Genomic DNA, 11,129 nt, shown 5'->3' with positions numbered 1-11,129 from the left:
CTACTGCCTGTAGGATCGCGGTCATGTCCCAGCACCCGATGCACCACCCGCAGTCCAAGGGTGTGGTGCGGACCCTGCACCACGACGCCGGCGATCGGCCCCACGTCCTGGTGTGGGAGGTCACCCGGGCGTGCCAGCTGGCGTGCCGGCACTGCCGGGCCGACGCGTTCACGCGGGCGGACCCGCGCCAGCTGACCACCGAGCAGGGCAAGGCGCTGCTCGACGACTTCGCGGGCTACGGCACCCCCAAGCCCATCGTCATCCTCTCCGGCGGCGATGCTTTCGAGCGCCCCGACCTGGAGGAGCTCATCGCCTACGGCACCTCCATCGGGCTGCCCATCGCGCTGTCGCCGTCAGTCACCCCGCTGTTGACCGACGAGCGGCTCGCCTCGGTCCGCGAGGCCGGGGTGAAGGCGTTCTCGCTGTCGCTCGACGGCGCCACGGCAGAGACGCACGACTCGTTCCGCGGCATCGACGGCACGTTCGACGACACCATGAAGGCCGCGGAACTCGTGGTCAAGCACGGGTTCCGGTTCCAGGTGAACACCACCATCTGCCGCAACAACCTGCGGGAACTGCCGCAATTGCTCGCCACCACCATGAGCATGAAGGCGCACATGTGGTACGTGCTGTTCCTCGTGCCGATGGGGCGCGGCTCCAACCTCGAACCGCTCGACCCGGAGGAGATGGAGGACGTGCTGCACTGGCTGCACGACGTCTCGGACCGGGTCGCCGTCAAGGTCACCGAGGCGCCCAATTACCGTCGGGTCGCCATCCAGCGCGACGACCTCCGCGCAGCGGGCCAGCCCATGCCTGAGCGCGGCGAGCTGCACGCGTGGTTGACGGAGGAGACCGAGCGGCTGCTGGGCAGCGTCGTCGAACGCCGCACGCCGCGGCCGCCGATCGGGGTCAACAGTGGCCGGGGGTTCGCGTTCGTGGACCACATCGGCGACGTCTACCCGTCAGGCTTCCTGCCCCACAAGTGCGGCTCGGTGAAGGAGCAGTCGTTCCGCGAGATCTACGCGGAGGCGCCGATGATGAAGGCGCTGCGGGAGCCGTCGTCGTACTCCGGCAAGTGCGGCGTGTGCGAGTTCAACTGGATCTGCGGCGGCAGCCGCGCGCGGGCGCACGCCATGCTGGGCGACCCGCTCGCGTCGGACCCCACCTGCATCTACCAGCCTCAGGGGGCCTGACCGCACATCCCTCAGGTGGTCGACGGGGTCCCCTCGGGCCGGATCGCCGTGGGCAAGGGGGCGCCCTTCTCGCCCATGTGGGACCCCACCCGCCGGAGATGTGGTCTCACCGAGCCAGTCGTCGGCGGGCACCCCCAACGCCCGACCTACCGCGAAGGGCGCCCCCTTGCCCACGGCTAAACGCAAGCTGTGCCGGATGGTTCCTGTGGGCGCCTATGGACGGGCCCGCGCGACACGACTCGCGGACCGGTCAAGAGTCGGCGGAGAGCAGCAGCGCTTCGCCCTGGCCGCCGCCTCCACACAAGGCGACACCCGCGCGCCCGGCGCCCCGACGATGCAGCTCCATCGCCGCATGCAGCGCCAACCTCGCACCCGAGGCCCCGACGGGATGGCCCAGCGCGATGGCACCGCCGTGCAGGTTCGTCTGCTCCCACGGGTAGCCAAGCTCCTGCAGCGACGCCAACGCGACGGCGGCGAAGGCCTCGTTGATCTCGAGGAAGTCCAGATCGGTCACGTCCCAGCCCGCACGGGCCAGCGCCGCGGCGAGCGCCCGGGACGGCTGCTCGTGCAGTTGCGTGTCCGGCCCGGCGACCTGGCCGGCCTCGCCCACGGAACACAGCACCGTCAACCCGTTGGCCTCCGCGTACTCGCGGCTCGTCACCACCAGCGCAGCGGCGCCGTCGGAGATCGGCGACGCGTTGCCCGCCGTGATCGTGCCGTCCTCGCGGAACGCCGGCCGCAGTTTCCCGAGCGTCTCGACGGTGGACTCGGCCCGCACGCCCTCGTCGCTGTCGAGCACCAACGGTTCGCCGCGCCGTTGCGGGATCGACACCGGCGCGATCTCGTCGTCGAACACCCCGTCGGCCGCGGCCGCAGCAGCCCGTGCGTGGGAGTCGGCCGCCACGGCGTCCTGCTCCTCGCGCGTGAACCCGTGCCGCTCGTTGCCCTGCTCGGTGAGCAGCCCCATCGAGATGCAGTCCGCGGCGTCGTCCAGCCCGTCGGCGGCCACGGCGTCCTCCAGCGGGGACGTGCCGTACTTCACGCCGGCGCGCACCCGGGCCAGGTGCGGGGCGTTGGTCATCGACTCCATGCCGCCGGCCACGACGACGTCGGCCTCACCCAGCCGGATGATGCGCGCCGCGTTGGTCACCGCGGCCAGCCCGGAAAGGCACACCTTGTTGACCGTCTCGGCCGGCACGTTCATGCCCAGCCCGGCCGCCACCGCGGCCTGCTTCGCCGGGTTCTGTCCGCAGCCGGCCTGGATCACGTGACCCATGAACACGAACTGCACGGCCTCCGCCGCCACCCCGGCCCGCGACAGCGCGGAACGGATCGCGTGCGCCCCCAGGTCGACGGCGGTCAGCGAGGCCAGCTGCCCCAGCAACCGGCCCTGCGGGGTGCGTGCCCCGCCCACGATCACGACGTCCCTCATGCCGCTTCCTCCAGCTCCACCGAGAACTCGGCCCCGGTCATGGTCTCAATCTCATCGGCCGAATGTCCGGGGGCGATGCGTCGCAGCACCAGCCCGCCGTCGACCACGTCGAAGATGCAGAGATCGGTGATGATCCGCTGCACCACGCCCTTGCCGGTGAGCGGCAGCGTGCACTCGGCCACGATCTTCGGCGACCCGTCCTTGGCGACGTGCTCAGTCAGCACGATCACCCGGTCCGTGCCGGCCACCAGGTCCATCGCGCCGCCCATGCCCTTCACGAGCTTGCCGGGAATCTGCCAGTTCGCCAGGTCCCCGGCGCCCGAGACCTGCATCGCGCCCAGAATGGCGGCGGCCATCTTGCCGCCGCGGATCATCGCGAAGCTCGTGGCCGAATCGAAGATCGCCGCGCCCGGCAGCAGCGTCACGGTCTGCTTGCCTGCATTGATCAGGTCGGCGTCCTCGTCGCCCTCGTACGGGAACGGGCCCATCCCGAGGATGCCGTTCTCGCTCTGCAGCACCACGTGCACGCCGTCAGGCAGGTTGTTGGCCACCAGCGTGGGCATGCCGATGCCCAGGTTCACGTAGTCGCCGTCATGGAGTTCTGCGGCGGCCAACGCCGCCATCTCGTCCCTGGTCCAGGCCATGTCTAAGCCTCCTGACGCGCACGCACGGTGCGCTGCTCGATGGGCTTCTCGCGCCCGGAATACTGCGCCACGTGGTGCACGTAGACGCCGGGCAGGTGCACCGCGTCGGGGTCGATGCCGCCCAACTCGACGATGTGCTCGGCCTCCACGAACGTCACCCGCCCCGCCGTCGCGACGTTGGGATTGAAGTTGCGGGCCGTCCGGTTGAACACCAGGTTGCCGCTCACGTCCGCGGTGTGGGCGTGCACCAGCGACACGTCGGCGACGATGGCGCGCTCCAGCACGTACTCGCGGCCGTCGAAAGTGGCGGTCGGTTTCCCTTCCGCGATGATCGTGCCCACCCCCGTGGCGGTGTAGAACGCCGGGATGCCGGCCCCGCCCGCACGCAGCCGCTCCGCGAGCGTGCCCTGCGGCACGAACTCCACCTCGAGCTCGCCGCTGATGTATTGCGCCATGAACGTCTTGTTCTCGCCCACGTAGGACGCCAGCACCTGGTGGACCTGGTTGTTGTCCAGCAACATCCCCAGGCCCACGCCGTCGACGCCCATGTTGTTCGACACCACGGTCAGGTCCCGGACGCCCGAATCCCGGACGATCTCAATCAGGTCCACCGGATTGCCGGACAACCCGAAGCCTCCGACGGCGAGCGTCATCCCGTCGAAGAGGTGCTCCGTCAGCACCTCGGCGATATTGGTCCGGACCTTGGTCATGGGGCCACCTCCTGGTGCAGCACGGCATCGGCGACCACGGCTGCTCCGCGTTCCGACAGTGTGATCGTGTAGTGATTGACCCCGGGCACATCCACGACGGTGAACCCGGGCAGCCGGGCCGCCCACCGCGCCGCATAGTCAGCGGGGAAGAGCCCGCCGGGCTCGTCCATCATGCCGCGCTCTGCGCGCAGGAACGCCGTGGGCACCGTCAGGTTCTGCAGCGCGTCGAGGAACGTGTTGCCCTCGGTGCGCACCAGGTCCTGGTAGTCGCCGGCCATGGCGTCGTAGCTGGTGGAGGGCCGGTAGGGGGCCTCGTCGCCGTGCAGGTCGTAGCGGACGTAGCGCTCCACGTCCGGCGTCCAGGTGGCGAAGGCGGGGTGCTGCCGCCAGAACGCCACGTACTCCTCGGGGGAGTCGAAGCTCATCGACAGCCGTTGCGCCGCGGGGCCGAGGATCGCCTGCAGCGCGTCCTCCGGGGCGAGACCCTCGGGCATCGGCAGTGGGAGGCCGCCGTCGACCAGCACCAGCCGGTCCATGAGCTGCGGGTGCCGGTGGGCGAGCGTCACGGAGACGAACCCGCCCATCGAGTGGCCCACGGGCAGCACGTGGTGGATGCCGAGGTGCTCCAGCGCGGCGGCCACGTCGTCGGCGTGCTGCGCCATGCCGTGCGGCCCGGGCAGGGCGTTCGACCGCCCCCGCCCGCGCAGGTCCGGGGCGATGATCCGCCACCCGGGCAGGTGCCGGGCCAGAGGTTCCCAGGCGCGCGACGACGAGGTGATGCCGTGCACGGCGAGCACCGTGCCCACGGGGTCCGACGAGGGTTCCCAGACGTGGCAGTAGAGCCCGCCGGGCACCGTGACGTCTCGGCGGCTCATCGCGCGATCCACCCGCCGTCCATGACATAGCTGGCGCCGGTGGCCATGCGGCCGTGTGGGCCGGCGAGGAACGACACCAGCGCGCCCAGGTCGCCGGGCTCCACGAACTCCTTGACCGCGGGCTGCACCAGCATCACCTTCTCGATCACCTCGGCCTCCGAGATGCCGTGCGTCCTGGCCTGGTCCGCCACCTGGCCCTCGACGAGCGGGGTGCGCACGTAGCCCGGGTTGACGCACACGGAGGTGACGCCGTGCGGGCCGCCCTCCAACGCCGTCACCTTAGACAGCCCTTCCAGGCCGTGCTTGGCCGACACGTAGGCAGACTTGAACGGCGAGGCCACCAGGCCGTGCACCGACGAGATGTTGATGATGCGGCCGAACCCCTGCGCGTACATGTGCGGCAGCGCCGCGCGGATGAGCAGGAACGGCGCCTCCAGCATGATGCGGTGCAGCAGCCGGAACGCGGCCGGGTCGAAGTCCTCGATGGGGGAGACCCGCTGGATGCCGGCGCAGTTGACGAGGATGTCGCAGTCGAGGCTCAGGTCCTCGAGCGCGGCGGTGTCGGACAGGTCGACGACCCAGGCCTCGCCGCCCAGTTCCTCGGCGGTCTCGCGCGCGGCGGCCTCGTTGAGATCAGCGACGACGACGCGTGCGCCGTCGGCGGCCAACGCCTGTGCGCAGGCGAGCCCGATGCCGCTGGCGCCGCCGGTGACGAGGGCCTTCCGGCCGCTCAGTGGGGTGCTCATGCGTGTCCTCCTCGAGGTTGCAGTGCGTTGGTGACGAAGTCCATGACGGCCTCGAACACGTCGTCGGGGATCTTGGCCGCCGGATGGCCGGCGTCCCAGCTGAGGTAGCGCATACCCACCACCTCGCCGACGCCCATCAGCGCCCACGCAGCCACCTCCGGGTTGGCGACGGAGATCTCAGCCCGCCCTGCCGCCTCGGCCAACGCCTCGGCGTAGCCCTCGAAGATGCGGGTGTAGTGGGTGCGCATCGCGTCGGGGGCCACGAACCAGGCCTCGCGGATGAGGGGGTAGACCTCGGGGTGCTCGGCGAGGAAGTCGAAGTAGGCGCGGAACCCGCCGCGTTCCGCTTCGAGGCGGTTGGTGGCGCCCTCGCTGCCCTGGCGCATGGCGTTGCGCAGCTGGCGGTTCAGGTCGACGACCACCTCGTGGTAGAGCTCAGCCTTGCCGGGGAAGTAGAGGTAGAAGGTGCCCATGGCGACGCCCGCGCCCTCCGTGATCTTCACGATCGACGCCTCGTGGTACCCGTGCGTGGCGAACGCGGTGCGCGCCGAATCCAGGATCTTCGCCTTGGTGCGCTCGCCACGTGCGGTGCGGGGGGTGGTGGTCGTCATCGGCGACTCTCTTCTCTCAGTGCCCGGCGGCTGACCTTGTCGATACCGGCGGTGGGCAGGGCGTCGGCGAAGGTGATCCTCGCCGGGGCTTTGAAGGCGGCCAGTTGCGCCCGCACGTGGGCGATCAGCTCGGCGCTGTCCGCCGTCGCGCCCGGGCGCAGCACCACGTGGGCGTGGCCCACCTCGCCCCAGACGTCGTCCGGCACGCCGACGACGGCGGCCTGGGCGACCGCGGGGTGCGTCAGCAACGCTTCCTCCACCTCGACGGGAGCGATGTTCTCGCCCCCGGAGATGTACACATCGTCGGTGCGGCCGAGGATGGTGTAGTAACCGGCCTCGTCGCGGGTGGCGAGGTCGCCGGTGTGCAGCCAGCCCTCGCGCAGTGCGTCGTCGGTGGCGACGGGGTCGCCGAGGTAGCCGGCGAACAGCCCGGGGCCCCGCACCAGCAGTTCCCCGGTGCCCGGGCCGACGACAGGCTCACCGTTGACCGGCTCTGCCAGCGCCACCTCCACGTGGGGGTAGGGTCGCCCGGCGGAGCCCACGCGGTCGAGGGCGTCCTCGGGCGGGAGGCAGAGCACGTTGGGGCCGGCCTCGGTGAGCCCGTAGCCCTGGGTGAGGCGCACGCCCCGGGCGTGCCAGGTGCGCAGCACGGCGGCCGAGGCGGGAGCGCCGCCCACGACGGCGGTGCGTAACGTAGAGAGGTCGGTCTCGGCGAAGGTGTACTCCTCGCTGAGCCGCCGGTAGTGCGTGGGCACGCCCATCATGGCGGTGATGCCGCGCGCGGGGATGAGCTGCAGGATGCGGCGGGCGTCGAACGTGCGCTCCAGCACGACGGTGGCGCCGACGGACCAGGCCAGCAGCGGCTGCACGTTCCACCCGCCGGCGTGGTGCTGGGGCAGCACCGAGAGCACCACGTCGTCGCGGTTCAGCGGCACCACACGCGAGAAGGACAGGTTGGTCCAGAAGCACGTGTCGTGGGTGAGGACGGCGGCCTTGGGGCGGCCGGTGCTGCCGGAGGTGAAGATGATCAGCAGGGGGTCGTCGTTGTGGGGCCCGCGCCGCGGACCGGCCGGCGTGTGGTGGGCGCGGGGCGGCACGCCGTAGGTGTCGAACCTGGCGGTGTTGATGGGCTCCGGCAGCAGGGCCAGCCCTTCCCCGGCGACGGTGGCGTAGGCGTCCTCGACGACCACCAGCATCGGATCGGCGACCCTCAGGGCGTGGGCCAGTTCACCCGGCGCCGAGCGCCAGGACAGCGGGACGAGCGCGATGCCCAGCCGGGCACAGGCGAAGAACCAGACCACGTGATCGGTGCTGCTGCCGGTGACGGTGGCGATGCGGTCGCCCGCGCGGTAGCCGCCGCGGGTGAGCCGCTCAGACAACCGCCCGACGCGGCGCTCCAGGCCGGCATAGGTGGTGCCGACGCCGCGGTCGTCGACGGCCACCCTGTCCGGGTAGGAGCGGGCGCTGTCAGTGAGCCAGCGGTCGATCGTGTGGTCCGTGTTCACGCGATGTCCTCCAGTGCCTCGCGGCCCTCGCGGGCGCGTCGGCGACCCGTGAGGCGGTTGAGCGTGCCGGACACGCCGCCGGGCAGGAACAGCACGATCAGGATGAACAACGTCCCCAGGATGAACATGGGCTCCGACAACGGGATGCGCAGGATGGCCGGCAGGTCCGCGATGGCCGGCGAGCTGGCCAGCGCGTTGAGGCGCTGGTTGAGCAGCGTGTAGATGATGGCGCCGACGACGGCCCCCCACCGGGAACCCACACCGCCGAGCACCACCATGGTGAGCAGCGAGATGGTGAACTCGGTGGACACCGCCGTCGCGGAGGCGCCGGATTGGAGCAGCAGGAACACCATGCCGGTGAACGTGGCCAACGTGCCGCCGACGGCGAACGCGATGAGCTTGACCAGGTACGGGCGGCCACCCAGCACGCGGACGCGGGTGTCGTTCTCGCGCACCGCGGCGACGTTGTGGCCCAGCCGGGAGTTCTCGATCCAGGCGACGATCACGTAGACGACGGCGACGGTGATGAGCGCCACCCAGTACAGGTTGCGGGTGTTGATGACGCCGATGAGGAAATCCGGCACGTTGTCGCTGGCCATGGACAGGCCCTCTTCGCCGCCGGTGAGGCGGCCGGGGTTCCGGCGCACCAGCACGTTGCCGGCCTGCGCGAAGGCCAGCGTCACCATGGCGAACGAGATGCCGCTGACCCGCAGGCTGATCGCGCCCAGCACGTTGGCGACGAAGATGCCGATGACCAGCACCACGGCCGCCGCCCCCAGCAGGGGGAGCTCGGTGTTGCGCAGCACGATGGCCAGGCCGTACACGCCCACGCCGAAGTACAGCGCGTGGCCGAACGACAGCAGGCCGGCGACGCCGAAGATCAGGTGGTAGGACAGCACGACGGCCACCATCAGCATGGTGAACGCCATCAGGTGCATGGAACCGGCCGAATACGTGGGGCCGGGCAGGATGCCGAGGCCGGGGATGGCCAGCAGCGGCGCCACGAACAGGGCGACGACGACGACCAGGGCGATCAGGTAGCCGCGGCCTTCGCGGGGGAGGAGCCTCTTCATGCTGCGGCCTTTCCGAGGAGGCCCTGGGGGCGGACGAGCAGGACGACGCCGAGCAGCAGCACGACGATGAAGTCGCCGACGCCGAGGTAGAAGTTGGCGAACTGCTGGAGCAGCGCCACCAGCACCGACGCGATGGCCGCCCCGGCGAGGGACCCCATGCCGCCGATGACGGTGACGATGAACGCGAAGATCAGGAGCGAGCCGCCGAGCAGCGGCGAGACGTAGCCGAAGAAGTGGCTGGCGAGCACGCCGCCGATGCCGGCCGCGATGCCGCCGATGGTGAACACCAGCGTGAACGCCTTGCGCACGTCGATGCCGAGCGCGGTGACCATCGAGCGGTTCTCGACGCCGGCGCGGATGATCAGGCCGTAGCGCGTCTTGTTGAGGAACAGCACCAGGCCGCCCAGCACGATGAGGGCCGCCAGGATGGTGACGAAGCGGTCGTTGGGGATGCGGGCGCCGAGGATCTCGGTGGTCTCGCGCAGCCAGCCGCTGGAATCCAGGAAGATCGGGTCCGGGCCCCAGATGCCCTCGAACAGCGCCACGGTGGCCAGGGACAGGCCCACCGTGACGAGCAGTTGCTCGATGTGGCGTTTATAGAGCGGCCGGATGAGCAGCAGTTCGGTGGCGGCGGCGAAGAGGCCGCCCACCACCGCGCCCACCAGGATGGAGCCGAAGAAGCCGGCGAACGTGCCGGCACCCAGCCGTCGGCCCACCTCGAACCCGGCGAACGCGGAGAGGGTGAGGAACGAGCCGTGGGCGAAGTTCAACACGCCCATCAGGCCGTAGATCAGGCTGAGGCCGGAGGCCACCAGGAAGTACAGGGCGCCGAGGCCCAGCCCGGTGAAGGTCAACAGGACGAGCGTGCTCACTTCGTGGCCTCCCCATGGACGCCGAGGAACCGCTGGACACGTTCGGTGTCGTCGAGCAGTTCGCGGGCGTCGCCGGTATGGACGACGCGGCCGGAGTCGATGACGATGACGCGGCTCGCGAGACGGTTGATGACCTGCAGGTTCTGTTCCACCAGCAGGATCGGGACGGTGCGGGCGGCCTCGTCGAGGACGGCGGCCACCTCCTGGACGATCTTCGGCGCCAACCCCTTCGTCGGTTCGTCGATGAGGAGGAGCCGGTTGTCGTTGATCAGAGCGCGGCCGAGCGAGACCATCTGCTGCTGGCCACCGGAGAGGGTGCCGGCCCGCTGCTGCGCGCGCTGCTTGAGCTCCGGGAACAGCTGGTGGACGAACTCCCAGCGGGGCTCGTCCTGGCGCGCGGCGAGCGTGAGGTTCTCGTGCACGGTCAGCATGCTGAAGACCTCGCGGTCCTCCGGCACGTAGCCGATGCCGCGCTGGACGATGCGGTGGGTGGGTTCGTGGTCGATGCGTTCGCCGTCGAAGGTGACGGTGCCGGTGCGGTCGTAGAGGCCGAGGATGCCCTTGAGGGTCGACGACTTGCCGACGCCGTTGCGGCCCAGCACGGCGGTGACCCCGCTGGCGGGCACCTCGAACGTGATGTCCTCGACGACCTGCTGGCCGCCGACGGTGGCGCGGAGGTGCTCAACGGTGAGCAGGCTCATGCGATGTCTCCCAGGTAGGCCGACTGCACCGTCGGGTTGGCCATGATGGCGCCGGGCTCGTCGAACGCGAGGAGTTCGCCGTGGTGCATGACGGCGACCCTGCTGACCAGGCCGAGCACCACCTCGAGGTGGTGTTCGACGATCATGACGGTCTTGCCCAGGTTGTTGAGGTCGCGGATGACCTCGGTGAGCCCCGGCACGTCGGCGTGCGCCACGCCGGCCATGGGCTCGTCGAGGAGGATCACGCTGGGGTCCTGGGCGAGGAGGACGGCGATCTCGAGCTTGCGCTTGTCGCCGTGGCTGAGGTCGCCGGCGAAGCTGCGGCGGGACCCCAACTGCACGATGTCGAGCATCTCGCGGGCAAGACGGGTGGCGTCGTCAGCGCTGCGCGGGAACTTCAGGATGGAGAGCGAGCCGCCGAGGCGCTGTTGCGCCGCGAGCCGTACGTTCTCCAGGACGGACAACCGTGGGAACAGGCTGGAGGTCTGGAAGGTGCGGCCGAGGCCGGCCCTGGCCCGGGACGCCACTGAGTGTTTCGTTACGTCCCTGCCCAGGAGGAGCACCCGGCCACTGCTGGCCGGATTGATGCCGCTGATCAGGTTGAACAGCGACGTCTTGCCCGCACCGTTGGGGCCGATGACCCCCACCATTTCCCCGGGGGCGACGGCCAGACTCACGTCCCGCACGATGCGTGCGCCGCCCACCTGCCAGCAGAGGTCCCGGACCTCCAGCGCTGGTCCCACAGTTGTCACTTGCATCATCAGGAT

At 70.4% G+C, this 11,129-nt stretch carries 12 protein-coding genes; 1 reads left to right on the top strand and 11 read right to left on the bottom strand.

Annotated elements, in window-relative coordinates:
- Positions 1 to 23 precede the first annotated feature (23 nt).
- Positions 24 to 1,193 (top strand): TIGR04053 family radical SAM/SPASM domain-containing protein, encoded by a 1,170-nt coding sequence (locus C3E87_RS08240; RefSeq protein WP_143570946.1) that lies wholly within the window; start codon positions 24 to 26, stop codon positions 1,191 to 1,193.
- A gap of 250 nt (positions 1,194 to 1,443) precedes the next feature.
- Here C3E87_RS08240 and C3E87_RS08235 read toward each other — a convergent pair whose 3' ends face one another.
- The 11 genes from C3E87_RS08235 to C3E87_RS08185 are packed head-to-tail and all read right to left on the bottom strand — an operon-like array spanning position 1,444 to position 11,114.
- Positions 1,444 to 2,625, bottom strand: a complete 1,182-nt coding sequence (locus tag C3E87_RS08235; RefSeq protein ID WP_076061512.1) for an acetyl-CoA C-acyltransferase — start codon at positions 2,623 to 2,625, stop codon at positions 1,444 to 1,446.
- The gene (locus tag C3E87_RS08230) at positions 2,622 to 3,269 is read right to left on the bottom strand and encodes a 3-oxoacid CoA-transferase subunit B (RefSeq protein ID WP_076061510.1); all 648 of its coding nucleotides are present in this window, start codon (positions 3,267 to 3,269) and stop codon (positions 2,622 to 2,624) included. Before C3E87_RS08230 ends, C3E87_RS08235 begins: the two co-directional genes overlap by 4 nt.
- Positions 3,270 to 3,271: 2 nt before the next feature.
- Positions 3,272 to 3,979, bottom strand: a complete 708-nt coding sequence (locus C3E87_RS08225) for a CoA transferase subunit A (protein ID WP_076061508.1) — start codon at positions 3,977 to 3,979, stop codon at positions 3,272 to 3,274.
- Positions 3,976 to 4,854: an alpha/beta fold hydrolase gene (locus C3E87_RS08220; protein WP_076061506.1), complete on the bottom strand. Its 879-nt coding sequence runs from the start codon at positions 4,852 to 4,854 to the stop codon at positions 3,976 to 3,978. Before C3E87_RS08220 ends, C3E87_RS08225 begins: the two co-directional genes overlap by 4 nt.
- Complete coding sequence (locus C3E87_RS08215; protein ID WP_076061504.1) at positions 4,851 to 5,600, bottom strand: 3-hydroxybutyrate dehydrogenase; 750 nt, start codon at positions 5,598 to 5,600, stop codon at positions 4,851 to 4,853. The genes C3E87_RS08220 and C3E87_RS08215 overlap by 4 nt, the downstream gene beginning before the upstream one ends.
- Positions 5,597 to 6,211, bottom strand: a complete 615-nt coding sequence (locus tag C3E87_RS08210; protein ID WP_076061502.1) for a TetR/AcrR family transcriptional regulator — start codon at positions 6,209 to 6,211, stop codon at positions 5,597 to 5,599. The genes C3E87_RS08215 and C3E87_RS08210 overlap by 4 nt, the downstream gene beginning before the upstream one ends.
- A complete protein-coding gene (locus C3E87_RS08205; RefSeq protein ID WP_076061500.1) occupies positions 6,208 to 7,716 on the bottom strand; it encodes a class I adenylate-forming enzyme family protein in 1,509 nt (502 codons plus the stop codon). Before C3E87_RS08205 ends, C3E87_RS08210 begins: the two co-directional genes overlap by 4 nt.
- A complete protein-coding gene (locus C3E87_RS08200) occupies positions 7,713 to 8,789 on the bottom strand; it encodes a branched-chain amino acid ABC transporter permease (RefSeq protein ID WP_076061498.1) in 1,077 nt (358 codons plus the stop codon). Before C3E87_RS08200 ends, C3E87_RS08205 begins: the two co-directional genes overlap by 4 nt.
- Positions 8,786 to 9,661: a branched-chain amino acid ABC transporter permease gene (locus C3E87_RS08195; RefSeq protein WP_076061496.1), complete on the bottom strand. Its 876-nt coding sequence runs from the start codon at positions 9,659 to 9,661 to the stop codon at positions 8,786 to 8,788. Before C3E87_RS08195 ends, C3E87_RS08200 begins: the two co-directional genes overlap by 4 nt.
- Positions 9,658 to 10,362, bottom strand: coding sequence for an ABC transporter ATP-binding protein (locus C3E87_RS08190; protein WP_076061494.1), 705 nt, complete (start codon positions 10,360 to 10,362; stop codon positions 9,658 to 9,660). Before C3E87_RS08190 ends, C3E87_RS08195 begins: the two co-directional genes overlap by 4 nt.
- Positions 10,359 to 11,114 (bottom strand): ABC transporter ATP-binding protein, encoded by a 756-nt coding sequence (locus C3E87_RS08185; RefSeq protein ID WP_198928250.1) that lies wholly within the window; start codon positions 11,112 to 11,114, stop codon positions 10,359 to 10,361. The genes C3E87_RS08190 and C3E87_RS08185 overlap by 4 nt, the downstream gene beginning before the upstream one ends.
- Positions 11,115 to 11,129: the final 15 nt, after the last annotated feature.

The sequence above is a fragment of the Tessaracoccus sp. ZS01 genome (assembly GCF_022342445.1).
GTDB lineage: Bacteria > Actinomycetota > Actinomycetes > Propionibacteriales > Propionibacteriaceae > Arachnia.
The sequence above is the reverse complement of the archived record's forward strand: the minus strand, read 5'-3'. Positions and strand labels throughout refer to the sequence as shown.